The organism is Paenibacillus sp. 32352, assembly GCF_002042965.1.
Lineage (GTDB): Bacteria > Bacillota > Bacilli > Paenibacillales > NBRC-103111 > Paenibacillus_S > Paenibacillus_S vulneris.
This window is the reverse complement of the sequence record NZ_MZNT01000002.1, coordinates 594,108-617,171: the sequence shown is the minus strand read 5'-3', so window position 1 is coordinate 617,171 and position 23,064 is coordinate 594,108. Positions and strand designations below refer to the sequence as shown.

Here is a 23,064-nt window from a genome sequence, read left to right as displayed (position 1 = left end):
TAATCAGGGTTAGATAGCAGCTACGACCAGCCTCTTGTGACCATACGTATTTCTAGGGCGGTGGGATGAAGTGAAGAAGCGAGCTATATTTATAGGAAACGAAGCAAGAATCCACGGGGTATATAACAGTCACATTCAGGAGGAACTTCGCACATTGGCGGATTTCTATCCGGCCATCATTCACAAGGACAATTTGGAGGAGCATGCTGCGGCTTTGAGAACGATCGAAGTCGCTTTTTCTACTTGGGGGATGTCCTTGCTGACCCGCGAAGAAATTCAGCATTACCTGCCTAATTTGAAAGCGCTATTTTATGCAGCGGGCAGTGTACAGTTTTTTGCAAGACCTTTTCTCCATCAAAATGTTACTGTAGTGAGTGCATGGGCCGCTAACGCCGTTCCGGTTGCCGAATATACGGCGGCACAGATTGTGCTGGCCAATAAGGGCTTTTATCAAAGCGCCCGGATGTGCAAATCGAATAGACGCGAAGCCTCGATGTATGCCAAGACGTTCCCCGGGAATTGGAATGCCCGCGTCGGAATTCTTGGTGCCGGCATGATCGGCAAGAAGGTCATTGAGCTGTTAAAGCCCTATCAGGTGAACATCGATGTGTTTGATCCTTTTTTGCCCGAAGCTGCGGCACATAAGCTAGGGGTTCAAAAGAAAGAGCTCACTGCAATATTCTCTGAATGCCACACCATCTCGAATCACTTGGCTAACCTCCCGGCAACGGTCGGTATGCTAAATAAAGAGCATTTTGACCTCATGCTCCCCAACGCAACCTTCATCAACACTGCACGGGGCCTGCAGGTCGTTGAGGAAGATTTAGCCCGGGCCCTACGGGATGTGCCGACCAGAACCGCGGTGCTGGATGTCACTTATCCCGAGCCTGTTCGGCCGGACAGTGAACTGTTGCAGCTGGATAATGTGATATTAACCCCTCATATCGCGGGCAGCAACCCGTCTGAAGTCACACGCATGGCGCAATATATTGTAGAAGAGTTTCGACGTTACTTGCATCAGGAAGCGCTTCAATATCAAGTTACGCTGCCAATGCTGGAAACCATGGCCTGACAGAATAGAACCGGGTGCACTTTGCAGGGCATCCGGTTTCTTTACAGCTCCTCTGTCCTTATGCGAGCGTCTCCCACCGAGCCCACAGCTCACGCGGATTCACTTCGTAGACCTCATTTTCTCTATATAAAAATTGATGCATAATAAACTCTCTGCGGATCGTAGCAAAATCATCGTGATACGTTTTAATAAATTCATTCACTTCTTTCTCCGAATACCGGCGCCCCTGCTCTAACTGAAGCACCAAATGCTCAAGTACGATCAGCTTTTTCTTTAGCTGTGCCGGGATATGCTTCAATCTTCCATCGGAGGTCATAAAATTTTTGATCACCGAAGCCGCCAAACGCTTGTTTTTCTCATCCATAGGTTCCGTCCCTCCTGTTCCCGTCTGTTTCTTATAAATGAAGTCGACCGTTGCCATTGCATTGCTTTTGATAAAGTAATGATTGAGGGAGAAGTAAATCGTATTCTTATCTCTTCGCTCATTGATCAATCCCGCTTCTCTCAGCTTGGCTGCATGATGAGTAATCGTAGCCGCCGATAAGAAGCATTTCTCGGCCAGTACTTGGCCGTTCAACTCCCCATCCGCAAGCAGGAGCAGCATCTTGATACGCGTAGGATCTGCAAGTGCCTTGTGGTAAGTGACGAGCTTATCTAACTGCATCCTAGTATCACACCTTTTAATTTAAATATTCATCTAATTAGATATTGATTAAAATACAATTTATCCCATTTCAATGCATTTGTCAATGGTTTTTGTTCGTACTTACTGTCTAAATTTCATCTTGTTGGGATAGGTGCCAGGATGAAAGACATCGCTTGGTATTGTTTCGAGCATTTTCTCAATGATAAATGTGACCCCATGACAAACGTCCAAACATTAGATATGTATCCCGCATAACCTGATTTTGGGGTAACAACCTCAAGACAAATTGGAAGGAGGATTCAAAATGGGTGGTGTAGGTGGAATCTTTACAAGCACTGGAACTATTTTGGTTCTTTATATTCTGTTAGTCATTGTCCTTTGTGGCTGTTTTATCTAATTTTTTAGCCCATGCTCTTAGTAACTGGAACATGGGCCGTCTCCCTTTTTATTCAACTTACTGTATACGGGGCTCTCTGATTCGCCTAAGTCTCTTGACCATCTATCTCGGGCCCCTTCATGACATCCGGGTACTGCATAATAAGTGCGGCATCCGGTTTTTAGTCCGTCTTCATTGTAATCTCTTTGTCATAATTTGTGTAAAGTTTGGAACGATTTCTGATTCTTGTTCATCTGTCTTAAGAGGATGAAGGATAGATTTTTTTGCCTTCCTCCAACATTTGAATGAACTGCCGGATCCGCTTTTCTCGAGTTTCTTTCTTTTTGGCATTGTGAATTCGAAACAAGATCGCGTATTTATTTTGTCTGTCAAGCGTATCGTAGAACGCCTTAGCCTTGGCGCTGCGCTCCAACTCGATTGCGAAGTCCTCAGGCAGTGAGGCGATGCTTTGTGATTCGTAGGCCTTATCCCAGTTCCCGTTCTTTTTGGCTTCTTCAATTGCCTTATATCCTGGAGTCTTCATTCTCCCGTTTAGGATCAGCAGTTCCGCCTTGTCTTTATTGACTTTCGACCAGATGCTTTTGGCCCCGCGCGGAGTGAACCGCTGCAGCCATGTTTTCTCATCGAAAGCTTCTTTCTGACTGTCTATCCATCCATAACATAAGGCAACTTCGAGCGCTTCGTTATAGGAAATGGTAACGACGCCGGAGTTCTTTTTCGCAATCTGTAATCGGATGCCGGGTGAGATTTCGCAATTCACTTCGAGCCAGCTCTCAAAAGACAGCGGATCGGCGAAGGAAATGACCGGCAAGTCACTTGATTTTTTTACCACATGGATCGCCTCCTAATCATTCAAGCGGACACAAACCTCATCAATTTAATCCACTTCAAGTGTGCACTACCCCACCTTGCGAAATAAGTCTTGATCTGTATTATCCTATCAAAATCGAGAAAACCTGTATTGTAAAAACACGACACCTTATCATTGCTTGTTTTTGGCAAACCGTTCGTTATTGGATTCCGGATAATCACTTTATAAAAGTAAAAAACCGCTATGTGCGGTCCTTTTTGTTTTGGCAGACTATGAATCGGCTATTTCGTTCCAAAAATCGTTATTTTTATGTAACTCTCCATTTTCCTCCAAGTTCGAGTGGCGCCTTCCCCCTTAATCCCCCCGTCGGATTCTTACAACGAAACAGCTCAAGCTATAAAAGACAAGAACGGCAATGAAATAGGCAGGAAATAGGATCAGGCCTACGGCCGTCGCAACAACAATCCAGGTCATCATCAAATCGTCATAGTCATCACAGATGACGAAGGCGCAAAATAAACATAACAGCCATACAAGACAGCCGATATACCCTATTTTGTATGGAAGCCTCATATCGCTCAGTCCTTTTGGTAAGATTCCTAATGCGAGAACCTATTCTCAAGCTCGTAAATCCCAGTATATACCAAAGGGGATTATCTTTCCAATATTGTCGCCGCCATTCTTCCCTACACCCTGTACAAGCTCCGATATACAGATGGAGGCATTCCGGTTTTCTTCGAGAAAACCCGGCTCAAATAAAATCCGTTCTCATATCCGCACTGCTCGGCGATTTCGTCTAGCTTCAGCGTCGTCCCTTCCAGCAAATGCCTGGCTCGGGTAAGCCTGATTTCGTTCAGCAGCTCTGATGGAGTTTCACCAAAGGCTTTGCGGAATCTGCGAGTGAATTGTACCGGTGTAAGCTTAAGCTGATCCGACAATTCCTTCATGGAGAAGTTGTTGTAGGCTCTTTCGGTCAACCTTTTTCTAGCCTCATCCATAAGTGTGTCGCGTTGAGTACTCCCAACATCCCGGGCACCTTGCTCCAGGATAACCAGTCTCAGCATATCGCTCAGCATGTGCTGCTTATGCAGCATACTCACTTCATCCCACCCGGTTATTGTCCTCAAATATTTGTAGTTAGAACTCAAACGCTCCGTATCTCTTACGGTAAGCTTGCCATTCCATCGTCCTTCTTCCAAATAAGAAGGCTCCATCAGCCATACAAATTGAAGAAAATGAAAGGTTAAAGGCTCCAGCGTTCTTCTGATAAAAGGCATGTTAGGCGGGCAAAGAACCATATCGCCAAACCCGGCCTCTCCACTCTCCTCCCCTATAGAGTAATGAAATCGGCCGTCCTCTACCGCAAACAAAGTCCAGCAAGGATAAGTATCGGATGGGAGCATGAATTCGGGCTTTTGGTACCAATACACATGCGAAATCAGCTTTAACTCCATATCGCGGAATGACAAAAAACCACCTGCTTAATTGTGAAATAAAGTATATGTCTATTGTAACTCCATGTATGTAAAAAGAAAATGATGTATCTTACAATGAAATCAAGGATATATAATAATTCAACAGTGAGGTGTTCTCGGAACTATGCGATATGAAACCATTGTCTCGGATATTACAGTGATCGGCGGAGGGTTGGCCGGTGTTTGTGCCGCTATCGCTGCGGCGCGACTAGGTCAAACCGTCTCTCTCGTGCAAAACCGTCCCGTCCTGGGCGGGAATTCCAGCAGCGAGGTGCGGGTCTGGGTTTGCGGCGCAACCTCCCATGGCGTTCATCGGTATGCTCGTGAAACCGGTATTATGGGGGAGCTGTTTGTGGAAAATCAGTACCGCAATATCGATGGAAACCCGTATCTATGGGATTTGGTCATTTTGGAGAAGGTGAAGGCGGAAAGCAATATAACCCTCTTCCTTAATACGGATGTACATGAAGTGGAAGCGGCCGGTGATGAACACAATCGCACGATCACATCGGTTACCGGCTGGATGATGGGCTCAGAACGGAACATTCGCTTTGAAAGCAAAATGTACCTCGATTGCACCGGAGATGGGCTCGTCGGTTTTCTTGCGGGGGCCAAGTACCGCATCGGCAGGGAGGCTCAGGAAGAGTACGAGGAAGAATGGGCACCGTTAGTAAGTGACGAGGTTACGCTGGGCAGCACCCTCTTGTTCTATACGAAGGATGCCGGGCATCCGGTGAAATATATAGCGCCGAGCTTTGCCAAGGATATTACCCGAACTCCGATTCCCTTAAACCGTGTCATTCGAAGCGGCGATAATGGCTGCGCCTACTGGTGGATCGAATGGGGCGGAGAATTGGACACCGTTCATGATAATGAGCGAATTCGTGACGAGCTGTCTTCGGTTATTTATGGCATTTGGGATTACATCAAAAATTCAGGCCGTTTCAATGCCGACAACCTGACATTGGAATGGATTGGCTCCTTACCAGGCAAAAGAGAATATAGACGCTTTATCGGCGATTACGTGCTGAATCAAAATGATGTGATTGCTCAGGCAGAGTTTGAGGACCGCGTAGCCTTCGGCGGATGGTCCATCGACCTTCATCCTCCGCAAGGAATGTACTCGACCTCCAAGGGGTCCAAGCATATGCATATGGATGGAAGCTACCATATTCCTTTCCGGTCCCTCTACTCTGCCAACGTAAGCAATATGCTGATGGCAGGCCGCAATATCAGTGCTTCCCATGTGGCATTCGGCACGACCCGGGTTATGGCAACCTGTGCGGTCATGGGAGAAGCAGCGGGAACCGGGGCCGCGTTGTGCTCTATGAAAAATATTACTCCCCGTCTTCTACACGCCGAGCACTTGCACGAGCTTCAGCAGACGCTGCTGCGCCAGGATGCATCCGTTCTCGGCCTGAACAACACCGATGCGTCAGATTTGGCGCTTCGCGCAGAGGTGAATGCTTCTAGCTCGCTTACGCAGCTTGAGTTGGTACAATCCAAAGGAGCAGTTGCAATGGCTAAGGACTACGGCTTGATCGTACCTGTCGATCCCTGCATGGAAGGTATCGAGCTGCTTGTCGACGCTGCATGTGAGACTGAGCTTCAGCTTGAGCTGTGGAGCACAGGGATGCCTCAAAACTATGTCCCCCATACGCACGTAACCTCCGTCAAGGTTAGCGTTACTGCAGGTGCTAAGCAGTGGATTGCGGCGGATCTATGCTGGCATCCGGAGCAAGCACAGAATGCTTTTATCATCATTAAGCATAATCCGGATCTATCGCTGCATTTGTCGGATCGCCCGCTAAGCGGCGTACTTTCCTTCCAACATGCGATGGATGCACAAAGCTCTCATGATTTCGGGGAGATGCACCAGCATCAACCTGTTATCGAGTGGAGCGGCAAATCCTTCGTTAGAAGTCCGTTTTGCTTCAAGCTTCGTTCCCCTTCCGATGCACTTGCCGCATCCAAAGCGACAGACGGCTATCTCCGTCCTTACGGGGGGCCGCATATGTGGTCGTCACAGCCTATGACGCAAGGCAAGCCGGAATGGCTGGAGCTGCATTGGAAGGAGCCCGCCAGGATCAGCTGCATACACATCACCTTCAATGACGACGTGAATGAGGACTTAATCAATCTTCACCATCACCGTACCCCGTTCGAAGTCATTCCAGAGCTTGTCAAAGATTATAAAATACAAGCATGGGTTCAGGAGGAATGGATTACGCTAGTGGAAGAGCAGAGCAACCATATCCGCAAAAAAATCCATAGACTCCCTGCCGCCGTAACCACCGGCAAGCTTCGGATCGTGATAAGTTCAACAAACGGCAGCGATCGGGCGGAAATCGTCGAGGTTCGCTGCTACGAGTAAACTAATCAGTTAATAGATTAGGCGCCCTTATGAAAAACCATAAAGGGCGCTTCCTTTTATGTTGCCCCTCATGTTACTGTATGCATTCCGCGCATAACGCAAAAAATCCACTCCTTCTGCTATTGCACCGGAGTGGATCTTTACGCTTTATCCTTTTACCGCCGTATTGGATACGCCTTGAATAATATACTTTTGCCCCAGCAGGAAGACAATCAGAATCGGGATGATTCCTGCCGAAGTTGCAGCCATCATGCCATTATAGTCAATATTGAACTCCAGAATGAAATTTTGCAGTCCTAACGGTACGGTAAACAGCTTCCGGTCGATCAAAAAGACGATCGCGTTCTCATAATCGTTCCAATGCCATGAGAAATCAATAATGGCCAGAGTAGCAAGAGCCGGCTTCGCCAATGGTAGCATCAGCTGCCAAAAGATTCGAAAATGCCCTGCCCCGTCGATAAAGGCCGACTCCGATATTTCCTTCGGAATCGAGATCATAAATTGCCGCATCAGAAACACACCGAGAATCGTGAACATACCGGGCAATATCAATGCCCAATGCGTATTATAAATGCCGAACCAGTTAAACATGATAAATTTGGGTACAAAAAGCACCTGGGGAGGCACCATCATCATGGATAAATAAAGTACAAACAATGCATCCCTGCCCTTGAATTCCACCCGGGAGAACCCGTAGGCGGCGAACGCCGATAGGAAGGTTGCTCCCGCCGTAGATACAATCGCTATCTTGAGCGAATTCAAATAGTACCTGATGAAGCTGTTTTCCCCGAGCCATATTTTTTCATGATGCTCCATTACCCAATGCTTCGGAATCCAAGATATCGGGTAATCAAAGACTTCTGCCGGCGTTTTGAAGGAAGTGCTGATCATCCACAAAAAAGGCAGTACGGTTGACACCGCCAGAACCAGCATGATTAGAGTTAAGAGCAGCTTCCCTATAGGAATGGATTTCAATTGCAGCCTTTGTTGTCCGCCCGTCATTTTATTGCTTACCCTCTTTCCGTTAATAATGAACCCATTTTTTCTGTCCATACCACTGGATCAGCGTGATAAAGAGAATAATAAGAAACAATGCCCAGGAGATCGCCGAGGCATATCCCATTTCGTAGTATGAAAAGGCGGTTTTGTAAACGAACAATGATAAAATCGTCGTGCTGTTCCCAGGCCCTCCTTGCGTTGTCGCTTCAATAATGCCGAAGGTTTTGATCGTCATAATCAAGCCCGTAATCAGCAGCAGGAAGGTAGTAGGACTTACAAGCGGGAACACAATCCTTCTGATGATCGTCCAGCTATGCGCCCCGTCTATCCTGGCCGCCTCCAATAAGTCACCCGATATCTCCTGCAGAGCCGCCAAATAAATAATCATGTTATATCCGAGCAGAAACCAGATCCAGATCACATCCATCGCGTACATGGACGTTTCCATTGACCCGAACCATTGCGGCGGATGCTGTATTCCGATTTTCGTCAAAAACTGGTTGATCGGCCCCTGCGTCGGATGAAACAGAAGCATCCAGACGAACCCTATGGCCACACCGCTTGTAATATACGGCATGAAGTACATGGCCCGCAGCAGTCCTTTCATGTACACCATGTTGTTCAAAATAATGGCGACGATAAAGCCAAGCATCATGGACACCGGTACGGAGAGCAAAAAGATCGCCGTATTCTTCAATGCTATATAAAACAACTCGTCATGAAGCAGCCGTTTGACATTGTCCAGACCAATGAAATGAAAGACGGGGTTCCCGAATTTCCAATCCGTAAACACAAGCCCTAGCGAGAATAGAGCAGGCAGTATATAAAAGGCGAGAACGCCCAGCATGTTCGGCGCAATAAACAGCATCCCGATATTTCTCTGACGTTTCATCCAGCTGTTGTTCATGTGATGACCTCCCGGCATTTCTGAATCTATCCTTCATTTAGTACAAAAGGAAGCTCCTGCATTGAGCCTCCTTTTGCGGCTTTCTACTTTTTATTTTGATTCAAAAAATCATTATGACGTTTGGCCATCGTATCCAGGGTCCCCTTAATGTCCTGCTTGCCCAGGAAGAACTTTTCATACTCTTCTCTGCGCAGATCAAGAACCTGCTGCGGCAAATCACGGTTATACGTATCGAATTGTCCGAACACGACTTTATTGAGCGATTCCTGATCGTAGGTGTCCGCAGCATTTCCAAGCAGAAGCTTCGTCGCTTCGGCTACGTTGGCGTCTTTGGATGCGGGGAGCCGTCCTCCGGATGCCATCGGCAGCATCCCGCCGTCCGCATACCATTTAAGGAATTTCCAGGCCGCTTCCTTATTTTTACTTTTGGCCGCGATAGAGATGACATCTCCTAGGCCTCCGCGGATTTTGAAATTCGTTTGATCCTTGGACACTTTAGGCACCGGTGCGAAGGCAATTTTAAACTCTCGAGGATTCGCTTTCCTATCGTTAGAGCTGCGGAATATCCACTCTCCTGCATTGAGCATCGCTGCATCCCCTTTGAGGAAGACAGTTTCTACCGGCATCTTGGTCGTCAGCTGCTCTCCGAGAGGCGGCGTTGATTTGCCATCCTTCATCATTTGGTTCAGCGTTTCCAGCCATGTACCGACAATCGGGTTATTGAAATCGGAGGTACCATCTGCTTTGACATATTTGGAGGCTGCGAGCGACCCATCCATTGCATCCGGGTAAACCTCGGTACTTTGGACCAATCCATAGCGTTTATCCGTTTTCAGCTTGGCTGCATAATCCTGAAGATCCTGCCATGTCCAATCCGTCGGTACTTTTAATCCCGCTTTGTCCAGCGCGTCCTTGTTGAGCCACATAAAAAAGATATTCCGTTTGGTAGGAACCCCGTAGTATTTTCCATTAATTTTCCATTCAGCTGCCTGTGGGCCCATTTTCTGATCAATGCTGTAGTCGGTAAACGACGATAGATCAAGCGCAACGCCGTTATCGATTCTTTTTTTCAAAGCGGGTGTCGTGTAATTGACGAAGATATCCACTCCCTGCTCCGCAATCAAGGCGGTATCCAGCTTCAGGTTGCCCGCATCATCATTGACATAGCGCTCATACTTCACTTGAATGTTTGGATTTTCTTTGTTCCATGCGTCAATGACGGCCTGCGGGCCATTCTCCGCCGGTACGCCGCCCCAGAAGCTAAGAGTGATCGGCTTGTCAGGCGGTGCCGTTGCTGAACCCCCCTGTGCCGTCTCTTTGGGCGGCTCTGTCTTCACCCCAGTGCTGCATCCTGCAAGCATACCGGCCGCTAGAGTCAACGAAAGCATGGAAAGCGATAGGTTTCTTTTGTTCATTTTGCGTGACCTCCCTGGAAATTCAAGTCGTTCTCGATTACATAGCTAACTATAGCAAAGCCGGAAAGCTGCGATAATGAACAAAATCCATTGCTTTATAGACCGATTTCTTGCATTTATTTCAAAAAAAATAGAACAAAATCTTGTTCTCAGGTTGTTGAGAAACCCTTTTTGCATGAACTATGCTACATAGGGAGGTGGGGTTTGCCTCGGAGGAGTTTACGTCCGCCTTTGAAACCCGTGAAAATACCGCTAAATAGAATCACCTTTCACGGGTTTCAACAGCGGCCGGAGAGGGATACCCCACCGGAGTATATTGGCAAAGTACATGCTCTATAGGTTTCTCAACAGATTCAGAACAAAATCTTGTTCTATTCTACTCCCGCGCTCTGCTGCTTCAGCTTCCGGTAATTTTGAGGGGTCATATGACAAAACCTGCGAAAAATTTTGATAAAATAATTATCGTTCAGAAATCCTACCTTCTCCCCTACTTCACTTATCGGCATCCGGGTCGTCTCAAGCAGCTTTTGGGCCTGCTCGATCCGCAGCCGGTGCAAGTAATGGACGAAGGTATCGCCGGTTTTCTTTTTGAACAGCTGGCTTACATACTTCAAGTCCATAGCAACATATTGTGCCAATGTCCCTAACGAAACGTCCTCATGGTAACGTTCGTGAAGATACGTCAATATTTTGTTCATCTCCGGGTGATCGGTTAGAACGCATGTCTTCTCAGACGCATTGGAAGTCCGGGAGGCTTCCCGCCGGCTTCTTATATTCAACTCATGCTCTACCTTCTCCAAAGCTTCATACAACGATTGAACCTTCATGGACAGCTTTAAAATATAATTCGAAGCGCCGTACTCCATGGCCTGCCTGACATAATCGAAGTCACTCATACACGAGAGCATGATGAAGCGGGCATCGTTCCCTTCCTCCCGCACCTGCTTGAGCAGCTCGACCCCATTCAACCGGGGCATTATAATATCGGAGATGACAACGTCCGGCTTATGCTCCCGAATCAGGCTCAACGCTTCTTCACCGTCGCCTGCTTCGCCTATGACGGTAAATCCCAGCTTCTCCCAGTCGATAATACGACGAACGGATTCGCGCACGAACACCTCATCCTCCACTAACAACACAGTCCTCATAGGAACCGTCACTCCTTCCGATAGGGCATAGACAGCAGCATCGGCAGGGAAAATTGAACCCGAGTGCCTGAAGACAAGTCATCCACCTGAAGACCAGCCTTATCCTTGAAGAGCAAATACAATCTTTGCTTCAGGTTGCTGAGCCCGATGCCGCCGCGCCGCTGGGACGGCTTCTTATCCTGTTCCGCCCGTCTCCTTCCAACCCCATTATCCTCCACCTGTACTACAAGGCTGCCGCCGTCCTCATACGCCCTGATCCATATTTCCCCATGCTCTCTCATGCCTGCAAAACCGTGCTGGATGCTGTTCTCGACCAGGGGCTGAAGGCTCAGCTTAGGTACAAGAGCAAACTGCAGCGAATCTTCGATCTCAAAATGTACCGTATAGCTTTGCTTATACCTGTAGCTTTGGATATAAATGTACGATTCGACCAGCTCCCGCTCCTCCTTCAAATGAATCAGATCGACCTCCGAGTTAAGACTTGCTTCAAGCAGCTTGCCGAGGCTAATACAGATTTCCGCAATCTCTTCATCCTGTTTGCCGAGTGCAATCCATTTGATTGTGTTTAAAGTGTTCAGCAAGAAATGCGGGTTCGTCTGCGACAGCAGCATTTGAAAATGCACCGCTTCCTTCTGCCGCTCCTCCGACTTCAGCCGGGCTATCAAATCATTCATATCACCTACCATCTGGTTGAAGGTTTGAGTCAATTGCTTGAATTCCCCGCGATAGCGATCCTCCGGCAGACGGACCTTCAAATTTTTGCGGACCATTTCCTGCATTTTCTGCTGAATTTGCTTCAGCGGTTGGGTAATCTTGGCCGCTATCAAGAACGTTATCGCGATAAATGCCATCGTAAATGCAAAGAACGAAATAAAGAAAGAGCGCTTCAGCTTATCGATTTCCGCATAGACAATATCCTTCGGAACTTGCTTGATCAAATACCAATCCAGCATGGGGATATAACAATAATTCAATATATAATTCTCATTCATATCGTAGCCGCTCTCGAAGGAATGACGAGCCAGTGCGCTCCATTCACCTGCATCAAAAGGAGTAGAAGCGTTCTGGGCGACAACCTGCCGCTTCTCATCAAGCAGCAAATACTCCTGAGAGGAGGTGGTTGTCGCGGTGACCGAGCGGAACCAGTCCAAATAATCGATGCTTACCTTGACATAGGCGAATACGCTCCCGTCGCTTCGTTTGAATGTCGTAGAGACACTAAGAAACTGCGGGCTGGTGGATTCATCCTTATGAACATAATTTTTCTCCAGGGACCATTGAAATTTTTGCGGATTTTCCATCAGCCCGCGATACCAGCTCTGACCGGTAAAGTGCTTATAGTCCAGCATTTCAAGAGGCTTATATGATGTATAGTAATGTCCCTTCGCATCCAGGACCGTGTAATAGACCGAAGGACTTCCCAGGAAAATACTGCTTGTAATCGCTTTAAATTTATTTTCCAAATTTGCCTGTGTATCGTAGGCATCGTATTTTTGCGGATCGATCAGCATGGAGGAAATGTTCGGATCCTGTTCAAGCAGAGTGAAGGTACGGAAGGTCGTCTTCATCATTTCTTCGAACGATCGCTTCATCCTCTCCAGCTCCTCCTGGCTCTGCTCACTTACCTTGAGACGGAGAACCCCCTCCATCTTCTTGAAGTTATACACGTTGAGAATGGAAAACGGCAGCAGAATCAGCAAAATAAATGCCAAAAACAGCTTATTTTTAATTGTTGATGGGAGAAAGCGTGTAGTAGGGAAACGCATAGGAGATGCTCCTCATTGTCATTGTGGGTGAAACGACCGGGCTGAATTATACTTTATCAAGGAAATCGCCAAGCGTATAGTAACAAAATCAAGAATTTCAATAGAACATTTTCTTGTTCTTTTTATTTGTCATACGATCCGCTAGAACTGAAACCATTTCTGCGGAGGCTGCGTCTAATTGGTATGAAAAAAGGAGTGACGGAAGCTATGACCCCCAAACGATCTATTTTCACCTTCACCATTGCCGGAAGCTTACTACTAGGCGGCTGTCAAGCTAACCCGGAAGATTTTGCGGTACAGCCAACCGCTCTGCCTAAGTCTCCGGAGACAGCGCAGCAATCCACGAATACAAGTACAATTACACCGGTACCGGCGCAAACACCTCAACCTTCTGCTGCGGCGACCCCCGAACCTGCTATCCCGAAGTCGATCACTACGGAAGCGTTGCCGTTAATTACGGTCGTCCCCTCCTCAACGCCCGGTACGGCAGTAACGCCAGCACCAGCTTCATCCCCGGTGGAGCAAATCCTTTCTATGCCGCCGCAGCAATCCCAGACTGGACCTATTGCCTATATAACAGGCATGGGCGGTAATGAAGGCTACGGGGTTTCGGAAGGGAAACTCATGCATACATGGGACTCCGGGAAATCGTGGGAGTTGGAGGAACCTGATGGTGTAAGTGAAGAAGATCAGCTTCTTAAGGCTGAATTTCAAAATCCTATGACGGGGTTCGCCTTCTACAGAACGGCTTCAGGACAAATTCTCGTTACTCATCCTACCGAGGATGGCTCCGGTACACGTACGGGTTGGGAAACGACACCCCTGCCTATCACCGAGGCTTGGGAGGGATCTCCGGATGTAACTGTTCAGAGCAATGCAAATTATTTTGATGCCAGCTACGTCCTCGTAACCTCCTCCCCTGCTTTGGGCCAGATGTACAAAATGCTGTACAAAACCTCAGACAGAGGCAAATCGTGGAGTCAGGTCGGAGATATTACGGACAAAATCAACGGGTATCCGACAGGCCTATCCTATCGCGTTCCGCAGGAGGGCTGGATCACTGCAACCTATCACGGTCCGGATACCTTTCCGTTATTCCGCACCAAAGACGGAGGAAAAACCTGGAGTCTACAGCATGTTGAGATCCCTGATGAATTCAAAGACGGTTACGCCAATACGCTTCCACCCGTCTTTGATATAGAGAACAATAATCACGGTCTCTTTATCGCGGAATTCGTCAAAGGAGAGAATCGGGCCTACGTGCTTTACGAAAGCCGTGACAGCGGAGACAGCTGGCAGCCTCTCCCTTACCGTCTGAAGGATGTGCAGGCTCCGCCGGTGCTTCATTTTGATTTGCTGATTAACGGCCGGGCGATCTCCACTGACGGGAAAACGATCTATACGATGGATGTTTATAATAAGGAAGATTGGAAGCCGATCGAAACGGACACAAATCTGGAAGGAACAGAGCAATTTTTCTTACGATCGGACGGGTACGGTTGGATGCTGCGGAAGGGCCAAACGATCATTACCCAAGACGGAGGCCGAACGTGGGCGGAGCCGAAATAAGCCTCATTGTTCAAAACGAAATATAACTCCACATAGCGGACCAGGCTTTTTGAGTAACCTAACTTATGGAATAATGTGGAATCCGGTAAGCAAGGTACCGAAGCAAATTATCAGATGTTCATGAATTTCAAAAGCCCACACACAAAGAAAAAAGGCCCTGCTTCCCGCGGGACCTTTTTCTGTCGAACTCATTTTTCGCTCTCTATGTAAGACTTCCTGGAGGATTCGCCCATCCTCCAATACACGATGAAGCTGAGAAATATGCACAAAGCAACATAATAATAATAGAGCGATTCGCTTCCTATCGATTTGAACCACAAAGCAATGAATTCCGCGGTTCCGCCAAAAATCGCAACGGTAAGCCCATAAGGGAATCCTACGCCAAGCGCTCGAATTTCGGTTGGAAACAATTCAGCCTTCACAATGGCATTAATGGACGTATAGCCTGTCACGATAATGAGACCGATAAGCATCAGGATAAAAGCGCCGACAGGCTGGGTCACCCTCTCCATCAACAGAAACAACGGCACCGTCAGAAGCGTGCCAAAAAGTCCGAACCCAAGCAGCAGCGGGCGGCGTCCGATCCGATCGGATAGCGCGCCGGCAAGCGGCTGGAGTACGACAAACACCAGCAGAGCAATGAAGTTGATCCAGCTGACCACTTCTTTATTCAACCCAACCGTGTTGACCATAAATTTTTGCAAATAGGTCGTGTAGGTATAGAAGGCGACGGTTCCGCCCAGTGTGAGGCCGACTACCGTCATCACCGCTTTAGGATGCTTCATTAAGGCGCGGATGGTTCCGGCCTTCTGCCGGCTCTTGGCGTCCATCTTCTTGAACTGGTCCGATTCGTCCATGGTCCGGCGGAGCCACAGAACCGCTAATGCCCCGAACGCCCCAATGACGAAGGGGATACGCCAGCCCCACGCTTTCATCTCCGACTCGTTTAATACCTGCTGAAGAATGATTTGAACGCCAAGCGCTATCAATTGTCCCGCAATTAACGTGACATATTGAAAGCTGGAATAGAAACCGCGTCTGCCGCTGCTTGCCATTTCCGATAAATAGGTGGCTGAAGTGCCGTATTCTCCTCCCAAAGAGAGACCTTGAAGCAGCCGTGCGATGACAAGGATGATCGGTGCAAAGATTCCAATAGTGCTGTAGCTCGGAGTAAAAGCAATAATTAGGGAGCCTCCTGCCATGATGGTGATAGAGAGCGTCAACGCAGCCCGGCGTCCAAATCGGTCGGCGTACTGTCCCAGCAGCAGGCTGCCAATCGGCCTCATCAGGAAGCCTACCGCAAATATGGCGGCTGTATTCAACAGCTGGCTTGTCGCATCTCCCTTGGGGAAAAACTCGGAGGAAAAATAGACGGCAAAAGCTGCATAGACATACCAGTCATACCATTCAATTAAATTTCCGACCGATCCTTTAAAAATATTGGCCGTTATTTTTCGGGATGTTGCCCGCTCGTTCTGTTGCGGCATCAATACCAACCTCCTGGCTTGTACAATCGGCAATTTCTTCCTGTCTCTTATTACCCTATTATTTTTAGTCATAACGCTCTGATTTATGCTTCTTTTTTCCAGCTTGTCTATCAGGGACAAAAAAATGCCGTCATCCATGCTGCCATCAATCAACTGTTCGTAGCTGCCGCCTTTAAGGTTAGCAGAGCTCCAAAGGCAGGCTCTGTTCTTTAGCACAGGCTACAAATAGACGATAAAAAAGCGCCGTCAGGAGCCATCTGCAACGATGAGCCCTAAGCGGCGCTGTTTACTTTATAATGGGTCTTTGGGGATTTAGCCCCTCATTTGGTTCAATAATAAATCAATGACCTGCATGTTGCGGTAGGATTCCTCCAGAGACACCAGCGGCTTGCGATGATTTGCAATAGCGTCTGCAAAATCCGTTACCTGCAAGGTGTAACGATCCGATTCCTCGACCGGTACCTGGCGAACTCCCTCCGTAGTGACAACACGAATCGTGCCATCGCTTCCCTGAAAGGTATCAGGGACTTCTATTCTGCCCTTCGTACCGATAATTTCGGAATTCATTTGATTGAAGGCATTAAAACCGCTGCTAATGCTGGCGATCACGCCATTAGGGTATTTTAAAAGTGCCGAGAACAGGACATCGACCCCATTCTCCTTGACACATTCCGTCACACAGGACTCCGGCAGCTGGTTCATGATCATTCCAACGAAATTCACAGGATAGGAGCCGACATCATACAACGATCCGCCTCCCAGCTCCGGCTGAACCTTGATCGTATTCGGACGGTCCAGCAAGAAACGGAAAGTAGATTGGATATACCGAACCTCACCTATTTCTCCGCTCTCCACTATCTCTTGGACCTTCTTCGTTCGATCCGTGTAACGATACATGAAGGCTTCCATTAGAAGAACTTGATTTTGTTCCGCAGTACGGATCATTTCCGCACATTCAGCCGCATTCAAGGCCATAGGCTTCTCACAGAGAACATGCTTGCCTTTTTGCATCGCTTTTATCGCCCATTCCTTATGCATGGAATTCGGCAGAGGAATATAGACCGCGTCGATCTCCGGATCATCTAGAAGAGCGTCATAGTCGTTGTAAAAACGGGAACATTGGAATAATTCACGGCATTCGTTCTGCTTCTCCTCACTGCGTGTAGCTACAGCTTGAAGTGCGCTGTTCTCCGATTTAAGAATGGCAGGGATGACGGAATTTTTAGCAATACGGGCGTAACCTAGTACACCCCATTTGATGGGTAACATATAGTTCCTCCTTAAAATTATAGTGATGGCGTGATGGGGATGGCGATGACGAATTCAGTTCCGCTAGAATCGCTATGATACCGTACCGAGCCCTTATACCTGCTCACAAGCTGCTTGACGATATGCAGGCCCAAGCCGGAATTTTTGCCGGATGGCTTCGATGAATAGCCCGATTCGAATAGCTGTCCCCGGGCTTCAAGCGGAATCATAGGGCCTGTATTGCGGACTATGAACTCCAGCCGGTTGTTGACTATCGACCCTTTAACGGTGACATTACGCTCGCACGGTTCCAAAGCGGAAGTCGCATCAAACGCATTATCGATCAGATTGCTCAACATTTTGACGACATCCGTCGCCTTGATCGGACTTTTCTTTAACAATTCCATATGCTGAAAATCGTACTCGAAATGGATGTTCAAAGATTCGGCTTGGGCATACTTAGCCTGAATCAAAGCAATGAGAGCCGGATCCTTCAAATTGACCAGCTCATTCACGACTCTAATTTCTCCAACCAGCGTATTCGTATACTTCCTGAGCTCATCGTAATTTTGAAGGGCCAGGAACCCATGGATCGTTTGAATATGATTGATAAAATCATGCCGCTGCTCCCTGACGGATTGAAACAAGGTCTCAATATTCCCAACATAGGCTTCTTGTACGTCTTGAAGATCTCGGTCTTTTGTTCTTTTAAAAATCCAAAAGATAGCGAACACGATAACAACAGCCAGCAAGGTACAGACGCTCATAAACCATATAATCTGGATTAAATGCTTATGAAGAATGTTGTTAACTTCCGAGTAGTCCGATGTGATCGCAATCAGGGGCGGAGAGCTCATCGCGTTGTATTTCAAATAGGAATTATGGATCGGGGTAAAGCTTTTCATCACGGACTTCCCTTTGGATTCCGTCACATAGAACACCGTCGTATCCTTGGTCAATGCCAATTGGGCATATTGCTTTTCTTCCGGGTCCCTATAATCATAAGAACCAAAGTATACTTCTCTTGCAGAGAACCAATTGCTCGGCGTCGGAATACTCTCAGGAAGAGTATGATCCATGAATTTGTCTGCATTCAAAATAGCCACTTCAAGCGCGATATGCGGATTGTCGTTCATCACTCGCTGAATCGTATCCTCCACACCGGTTATCTGCTGATACTTCCGGAAATTCGTATCATGAACAAAGGGATTGATAATATAATTGGTCGTTCCGTCGTAATAATAGCCCCATTTATTAATCTCGGACTGACTGGTCGTTGCTGTGTCCCTCGGACCACTCCAATAGTTGTCAAGAGCTTGACCAATGCCGACATTCACAGGTTCACGAGCGAATAATTGCTGAAATGCGGAAAAATAATGGTCCCAACCCTTGGAGCTTACATTAAGATCCTTGGGATCGGAAGATTTTTGACCTACGATGTCATCCCCTGCTCTAGCAAAAAGAGTGATTTCGTCTACCCCGATCAGCTTCTTTAGTTCGACCAAATCCTGATTCTCTATATTATGTATATCCGGGTCCAAAGCTATTTTGGCGGCAATGGCCGCCGTCCGGAGGTTCTCGCCTATCAAGTCTTCTACGAATTTCTCTCCTGCCGCTGTCTGTTCCATGTTCGTTTTGATGCTGCTATACAGGATTGCCATCTTCTCTTTCTGATTATCTTCAAGCAGCGTCTTATAGTGCAAATAATACGATGTGTTTAACGCAATAATCATGATGATAAAAACAAGAGATGTTTTCAGAGGAATCGTTCTAGTAAAATTCATCTATCTGTACCCACCCCGCTCCATGCCTATTATAGCAAGAAACGAAGAAAATTGTATAACTTTGTCGAAAATGCGCCCTTTTCGGCGATTTGCCAATGCCTGCGTTAGGATAAACATGTTCCTCGGTTCAACAACCCAATCACTTTCTCTTCATGTTTAATACACTATCGTATTCTAAGAGAGAGTTAGGTGATGAGCTTGGCCACTTTTGCTGCAGCTTATGCCATGAAGGAGCGAATGGCGCCAACCTTGCTAAAACATTCCAAAGTACAGGGGGTCGGCGTAGGCTACCATGATCCCGAACGGCCGAAAAAAGGCGCGGCGGTCATTATTTATGCCGACGCTTTGTCTGCAGTTGCTTTAGGAATCGCTTCAACCGTTACCATAAGTGTAAAGGGTAAAAACGTACAGGTTCCGATCCGGGTTGTCCGAACAGGAAAAATACGCTCCCATGCCAATTTCCAGGGTCGTATACGCCCTGTCCAGGCAGGGTACAGTATTGGGACGGCAGCCGGGTCCGGAACCGCAGGACTGATTGTCACCAATTTCCCCGGAGCGAACCAGCGTTACATTTTCAGTAACACTCACGTACTTACTAACCCCTTAAATTCCAATGTACGTGCCGAAACATTGCAGCCCGGAGGGGCGGATAATGGAAGACCGGTGATAGATAGAGTCGGATTTCTCTCCCGATACGCACTGCTGAGAAGGAACGCCACTAACTTTATAGATGCGGCTATCTCCCTGCCGGTCCGCAACGCTATAGTCACTCCCCGCTATGCTACAGTCGGCGTTGTCCCAGGCTATGTAACCTCGTATAGAGTCGGGGATCGCTTCAAAAAGGTTGGCCGTACAACAGGACTGCGATTCGGAAGGGTTGATTCCGTTAATACGGATGTTCTAGTCGATTATGGGGGGAATCTGGGCGTAATCACCTTTCGGAATCAATCGGTCATTGTAGGTGCCAGCCCCGTCTCTCTTCCCGGTGATTCGGGTTCCGTATGGCTCAGGAGAGCTGACAATTTCGCAGCTGCGGTCAATTTCGCAGGTACCGAGGACGGCCTAACCTCTATCGCCTTTCCGGTAGACTGGTTCATGAGACGATTTCGTTTGCGGGTTGCCCGTCCCAATGGTGCCGGAATCGTCAAAAACGTGAAAACCAACGGTAATCCGGCCTTTGCCCGCCGTTTAACGGCTAGAGAGCTGGCTTCCATACGAATCATCTCGGCTAGAAGCAGAACAGCTGCTGCTAAAAAATAGAATAGAACCCGGCACTCTTCAGGTGCCGGGTTGTTTACTTTCAGGCAGATTCCATTAACGTGTTTTGGTAATCAGGTACGGAGTCACAAATCGATCGTTGTCTGTAGGATTTTCGATAATCAAGATCCAGACAGTATCTGTGGCCGGGAAGCTATCTGTCGGCCAGGCGGATGCGAAACCGGTAATCGTCCAACCTGCATTAATGACTACCCTGCCGGTACCTGCAGTGAAAGTAATCGAAAGGAAGCTGTGGGCAGGGATCCGTCGTGAGCTGAACACGGTACGCCGGAAGCCATTTCCAAGGTTTTGAGTAGCACGGGCGTTGCTTGGACGAAGGACTATTTTTCTCCCAACCGCTTTTCTGCTTACTTTTGATTTCACTTGTTTTTTCATTACATAACCTCCTTGATAGTGATAGCACATTGTATGCAAGTGATAGTTTCAAAGATTGGGTGAAATTGCTAGACTCATTAATTAATCTAGTAGAAATAGATTCATGCTGACCTTTCTTGCCTGGAGCAACGGTGTCATGGGAGGTAGGGATCTTCAAGTGGCGTCGGTAGTCCATGGAGATCAAGGAGTCGAAATTTCATGGATACTGATAAAGAAGACAGTTTGGAAGGAGTATATGTCAGATGGATGAAACGAAAAAAGCTGCTGCATAAGCAGCAACCTTTCATTTATCCGTTGAAGTAATCCTGCAAGCCGTTAACAATCGCATCGGCCGCTTTCTTTTGATAGGCAGCGGTACGGACAAGCTGCTCATCCTTGGCATTGGACAAAAATCCAAGCTCCACGAGAACGGACGGCTGAGCATTTTCCCGAAGCACATGGTAATTGCCATAGGATATCCCGTTGCTTTTCAAATCCAGCGCACGATCCAGCCGAGCTTCTATTTTTCTGGCTAAAGGCATATCCTTGGAGCTTGAGTAGAAAAAGGTTAATGTGCCGGAATTCGCTTTCGGCGAGGAGTTGTAATGGATGCTGACAAAAGCGTCCGCGCGGTTCTTCTCGCTGACGGAGACTCTCGCGGATAAATTCGGATTCTCCTCATCACGTGTGCGGGTCATGGTCACCTGGGCGCCGGCTTTTCGCAATTGATCTGCCAAATAACGGGCCGTAGACAAATTCAATGATTTTTCATTCGTTCCGTATTTCTTCCCCTGAGTCCCTGTATCGCCGCCGCCATGCCCAGGGTCCACTACAATCCTCTTCCCCTTCAGGCCCGGACTGTTCGAGGATACCGATACGTTGTTGGCCGATGCTTTGCCTACGTACTTCCCCATCACCCAACCGGTAGCTCCTTCGGCCGTTCGGACCTGGACCCAGTCTTGTGATGAGTCAAGCACGGACAAGGAATGACCCGAGGATAGAACGCTTACGACAGCATGTTGAGTTCCGGGCCCTTTGCGCATATGCAGCGAATCAGCAAGAACGGTAACCGTTCCTTTCTTAGCCGTGTCCGAGCTTTTTGTACTGGTGCTCGTAAGCTTGTCCGACGGTATACCATTTTGCATTTTTAAATATTGTCCTGCTACCCAACCGTTCAGGCTCCCTGCTTTGATCTTGATCCATCCGTACGATTCCTGGGATGTGACGACGACCGTATTTTGCTTTAAGGACCCCACGATGGAAGATTGGATATCCGGTTTGCTGCGGACATAGAGTGAAGTTGCCGTCACAATCGCATTGGAATTCGCTGCAGCTTCCACATTTATCGCAGGGGAAGCAAGGAGTCCAAATGCAAGAATAGTAACGATGGCTTTCTTCAATGGCTGTAGCTTCATTAGAATACCTCATTCATATAATGGCTTTGTCGCTTTATGTACTAATATAACAGGAAGTTTTGCCCAATCATAGAGTACATTTTCTCATTTTGTCGAACCCGAGCGGAAATAAATTTGAAAAAGCTGCTTCCAGACAGTATTGTAATAATGATATAAAATGTTCCAGAAGGTGCTTTTTGCATGCAATGGGTAAAGAAAGGAGTTCATAAGAATGGCGTGGCTTTACGTAGTATTAGGGGGACTTATGGACGTAGGTTGGGCTACGGGGCTTAAATATACACATAGCTTTACCGTGCTGGTGCCATCTGTGTTAACCATCCTCTGTATCGTAATCAGCTTCTACTTGTTCACCAAATCTATGACTCAGCTTCCTATCGGTACCGCCTATGCGGTGTTTACCGGAATCGGAGCCGCTGGGACGGTTATTGTGGGGATGTTATTTTTAGGTGAGCCGCGGGACGGGCTGAGGATCTTTTTTATCGTTGTGCTCCTGGCAGGTCTCCTGGGTCTCAAGCTGAGCGTATCGGAGACAGAACAGCCTCAGAAAGAAAAAGAAAGGAGCTGATGGGCGTGTCGTGGGTTTTCTTGCTTCTAGCCGGCTTCATGGAAATTATTGGTGTGATTCTAATAAAAAAATCCGAGGGCTTTCGAAGATTATATTGGACTTTGGCTTGTATCCCTTCGATGGGGTTGAGCTTTTACTTCTTATCGAAGGCACTGGTGCATATTCCTATCGGTACCGCGTACAGCATCTGGACAGGGATAGGGGCAGCCGGAGCGGCGATCGTCGGTATTTGGCTGTATAAGGAATCCAAATCTCCGAAGCGCCTCTTTTTTATCGGCTTGGTCATTGTCGGTGTGATCGGTTTGAAGCTTACCGGCACCTAAGCGGCCTGCAGCATACATAAAAGAACAGCCT

20 protein-coding genes are annotated in these 23,064 nt (G+C 47.6%); 7 read left to right on the top strand and 13 right to left on the bottom strand.

Features of this window, described 5'->3' with window-relative positions:
- Positions 1-70 precede the first annotated feature (70 nt).
- Positions 71-1,072, top strand: a complete 1,002-nt coding sequence (locus tag B1728_RS07030) for a hydroxyacid dehydrogenase (protein WP_144027783.1) — start codon at positions 71-73, stop codon at positions 1,070-1,072.
- Between the two features lie 58 nt (positions 1,073-1,130).
- Here the strand turns inward: B1728_RS07030 and B1728_RS07025 are convergent, their stop codons facing one another.
- A complete protein-coding gene (locus B1728_RS07025) occupies positions 1,131-1,736 on the bottom strand; it encodes a DUF2087 domain-containing protein (RefSeq protein WP_079909462.1) in 606 nt (201 codons plus the stop codon).
- A 286-nt stretch (positions 1,737-2,022) separates the two neighbouring features.
- Between B1728_RS07025 and B1728_RS36715 the strand changes: the two genes are divergently transcribed.
- Positions 2,023-2,115 (top strand): YjcZ family sporulation protein, encoded by a 93-nt coding sequence (locus tag B1728_RS36715; RefSeq protein ID WP_225948416.1) that lies wholly within the window; start codon positions 2,023-2,025, stop codon positions 2,113-2,115.
- A gap of 238 nt (positions 2,116-2,353) precedes the next feature.
- Here the strand turns inward: B1728_RS36715 and B1728_RS07020 are convergent, their stop codons facing one another.
- Both B1728_RS07020 and B1728_RS07010 read right to left on the bottom strand, forming a co-directional pair.
- A complete protein-coding gene (locus B1728_RS07020; RefSeq protein WP_079909461.1) occupies positions 2,354-2,947 on the bottom strand; it encodes a YdeI/OmpD-associated family protein in 594 nt (197 codons plus the stop codon).
- Positions 2,948-3,612: 665 nt separating this feature from the next.
- Entirely contained in the window at positions 3,613-4,395 is a 783-nt protein-coding gene (locus tag B1728_RS07010; RefSeq protein WP_079909459.1) for a helix-turn-helix domain-containing protein, read from the bottom strand.
- Between the two features lie 130 nt (positions 4,396-4,525).
- On the opposite strand from B1728_RS07010, the gene B1728_RS07005 reads away from it, so the two are divergent.
- Positions 4,526-6,775, top strand: a complete 2,250-nt coding sequence (locus tag B1728_RS07005) for an FAD-dependent oxidoreductase (protein ID WP_079909458.1) — start codon at positions 4,526-4,528, stop codon at positions 6,773-6,775.
- A gap of 147 nt (positions 6,776-6,922) precedes the next feature.
- On the opposite strand, the gene B1728_RS07000 is transcribed toward B1728_RS07005, so the two are convergent.
- The 5 genes from B1728_RS07000 to B1728_RS06980 form a co-directional block, all read right to left on the bottom strand.
- A complete protein-coding gene (locus B1728_RS07000; protein WP_079909457.1) occupies positions 6,923-7,777 on the bottom strand; it encodes a carbohydrate ABC transporter permease in 855 nt (284 codons plus the stop codon).
- Between the two features lie 22 nt (positions 7,778-7,799).
- Positions 7,800-8,681 carry a carbohydrate ABC transporter permease gene (locus tag B1728_RS06995; RefSeq protein WP_079909456.1) on the bottom strand — a complete coding sequence of 294 codons (882 nt, stop codon included), beginning with the start codon at positions 8,679-8,681 and terminating at the stop codon, positions 7,800-7,802.
- Positions 8,682-8,764: 83 nt separating this feature from the next.
- On the bottom strand, positions 8,765-10,096 hold the full coding sequence (locus tag B1728_RS06990) for an ABC transporter substrate-binding protein (protein WP_079909455.1): 1,332 nt from the start codon (positions 10,094-10,096) through the stop codon (positions 8,765-8,767).
- Positions 10,097-10,467: 371 nt separating this feature from the next.
- Positions 10,468-11,244, bottom strand: coding sequence for a response regulator (locus tag B1728_RS06985; RefSeq protein WP_079909454.1), 777 nt, complete (start codon positions 11,242-11,244; stop codon positions 10,468-10,470).
- 8 nt (positions 11,245-11,252) lie between these two features.
- The gene (locus B1728_RS06980) at positions 11,253-13,010 is read right to left on the bottom strand and encodes a sensor histidine kinase (protein ID WP_079909453.1); all 1,758 of its coding nucleotides are present in this window, start codon (positions 13,008-13,010) and stop codon (positions 11,253-11,255) included.
- A 207-nt stretch (positions 13,011-13,217) separates the two neighbouring features.
- On the opposite strand from B1728_RS06980, the gene B1728_RS06975 reads away from it, so the two are divergent.
- Entirely contained in the window at positions 13,218-14,579 is a 1,362-nt protein-coding gene (locus tag B1728_RS06975; RefSeq protein WP_144027782.1) for a WD40/YVTN/BNR-like repeat-containing protein, read from the top strand.
- Positions 14,580-14,767: 188 nt separating this feature from the next.
- Here B1728_RS06975 and B1728_RS06970 read toward each other — a convergent pair whose 3' ends face one another.
- From B1728_RS06970 to B1728_RS06955, 3 genes are all read right to left on the bottom strand, one after another.
- Complete coding sequence (locus B1728_RS06970; protein WP_079909451.1) at positions 14,768-16,066, bottom strand: MFS transporter; 1,299 nt, start codon at positions 16,064-16,066, stop codon at positions 14,768-14,770.
- A gap of 312 nt (positions 16,067-16,378) precedes the next feature.
- The gene (locus tag B1728_RS06960; protein ID WP_079909449.1) at positions 16,379-17,335 is read right to left on the bottom strand and encodes a Gfo/Idh/MocA family protein; all 957 of its coding nucleotides are present in this window, start codon (positions 17,333-17,335) and stop codon (positions 16,379-16,381) included.
- Between the two features lie 17 nt (positions 17,336-17,352).
- Complete coding sequence (locus B1728_RS06955) at positions 17,353-19,098, bottom strand: sensor histidine kinase (protein WP_079909448.1); 1,746 nt, start codon at positions 19,096-19,098, stop codon at positions 17,353-17,355.
- A gap of 192 nt (positions 19,099-19,290) precedes the next feature.
- Between B1728_RS06955 and B1728_RS06950 the strand changes: the two genes are divergently transcribed.
- The gene (locus tag B1728_RS06950; protein ID WP_256865265.1) at positions 19,291-20,358 is read left to right on the top strand and encodes a S1 family peptidase; all 1,068 of its coding nucleotides are present in this window, start codon (positions 19,291-19,293) and stop codon (positions 20,356-20,358) included.
- Between the two features lie 54 nt (positions 20,359-20,412).
- On the opposite strand, the gene B1728_RS06945 is transcribed toward B1728_RS06950, so the two are convergent.
- Both B1728_RS06945 and B1728_RS06940 read right to left on the bottom strand, forming a co-directional pair.
- Positions 20,413-20,751 carry a hypothetical protein gene (locus tag B1728_RS06945; protein WP_079909447.1) on the bottom strand — a complete coding sequence of 113 codons (339 nt, stop codon included), beginning with the start codon at positions 20,749-20,751 and terminating at the stop codon, positions 20,413-20,415.
- Positions 20,752-21,038: 287 nt separating this feature from the next.
- Positions 21,039-22,145, bottom strand: a complete 1,107-nt coding sequence (locus B1728_RS06940; protein ID WP_079909446.1) for an N-acetylmuramoyl-L-alanine amidase family protein — start codon at positions 22,143-22,145, stop codon at positions 21,039-21,041.
- Between the two features lie 211 nt (positions 22,146-22,356).
- Here B1728_RS06940 and B1728_RS06935 point away from each other — a divergent pair, with 211 nt between their 5' ends.
- Positions 22,357-22,710 (top strand): DMT family transporter, encoded by a 354-nt coding sequence (locus B1728_RS06935; protein ID WP_079909445.1) that lies wholly within the window; start codon positions 22,357-22,359, stop codon positions 22,708-22,710.
- Between the two features lie 5 nt (positions 22,711-22,715).
- On the top strand, positions 22,716-23,033 hold the full coding sequence (locus B1728_RS06930) for a DMT family transporter (protein WP_079909624.1): 318 nt from the start codon (positions 22,716-22,718) through the stop codon (positions 23,031-23,033).
- The last annotated feature ends 31 nt before the right edge of the window (positions 23,034-23,064 follow it).

What these genes read in the sequence shown, in the direction of transcription:
- B1728_RS07025 (WP_079909462.1), bottom strand. Translation starts at nt 1,736, where the DNA reads ATGCAGTTAGATAAGCTCGTCACTTACCACAAGGCACTTGCAGATCCT.
- B1728_RS06950 (WP_256865265.1), top strand. Translation starts at nt 19,291, where the DNA reads ATGAGCTTGGCCACTTTTGCTGCAGCTTATGCCATGAAGGAGCGAATG.
- B1728_RS06955 (WP_079909448.1), bottom strand. Translation starts at nt 19,098, where the DNA reads ATGAATTTTACTAGAACGATTCCTCTGAAAACATCTCTTGTTTTTATC.
- B1728_RS06940 (WP_079909446.1), bottom strand. Translation starts at nt 22,145, where the DNA reads ATGAAGCTACAGCCATTGAAGAAAGCCATCGTTACTATTCTTGCATTT.
- B1728_RS06945 (WP_079909447.1), bottom strand. Translation starts at nt 20,751, where the DNA reads ATGAAAAAACAAGTGAAATCAAAAGTAAGCAGAAAAGCGGTTGGGAGA.
- B1728_RS06975 (WP_144027782.1), top strand. Translation starts at nt 13,218, where the DNA reads ATGACCCCCAAACGATCTATTTTCACCTTCACCATTGCCGGAAGCTTA.
- B1728_RS06935 (WP_079909445.1), top strand. Translation starts at nt 22,357, where the DNA reads ATGGCGTGGCTTTACGTAGTATTAGGGGGACTTATGGACGTAGGTTGG.
- B1728_RS06970 (WP_079909451.1), bottom strand. Translation starts at nt 16,066, where the DNA reads ATGCCGCAACAGAACGAGCGGGCAACATCCCGAAAAATAACGGCCAAT.
- B1728_RS06990 (WP_079909455.1), bottom strand. Translation starts at nt 10,096, where the DNA reads ATGAACAAAAGAAACCTATCGCTTTCCATGCTTTCGTTGACTCTAGCG.
- B1728_RS06985 (WP_079909454.1), bottom strand. Translation starts at nt 11,244, where the DNA reads ATGAGGACTGTGTTGTTAGTGGAGGATGAGGTGTTCGTGCGCGAATCC.
- B1728_RS06995 (WP_079909456.1), bottom strand. Translation starts at nt 8,681, where the DNA reads ATGAACAACAGCTGGATGAAACGTCAGAGAAATATCGGGATGCTGTTT.
- B1728_RS06960 (WP_079909449.1), bottom strand. Translation starts at nt 17,335, where the DNA reads ATGTTACCCATCAAATGGGGTGTACTAGGTTACGCCCGTATTGCTAAA.
- B1728_RS06980 (WP_079909453.1), bottom strand. Translation starts at nt 13,010, where the DNA reads ATGCGTTTCCCTACTACACGCTTTCTCCCATCAACAATTAAAAATAAG.
- B1728_RS36715 (WP_225948416.1), top strand. Translation starts at nt 2,023, where the DNA reads ATGGGTGGTGTAGGTGGAATCTTTACAAGCACTGGAACTATTTTGGTT.
- B1728_RS07005 (WP_079909458.1), top strand. Translation starts at nt 4,526, where the DNA reads ATGCGATATGAAACCATTGTCTCGGATATTACAGTGATCGGCGGAGGG.
- B1728_RS07000 (WP_079909457.1), bottom strand. Translation starts at nt 7,777, where the DNA reads ATGACGGGCGGACAACAAAGGCTGCAATTGAAATCCATTCCTATAGGG.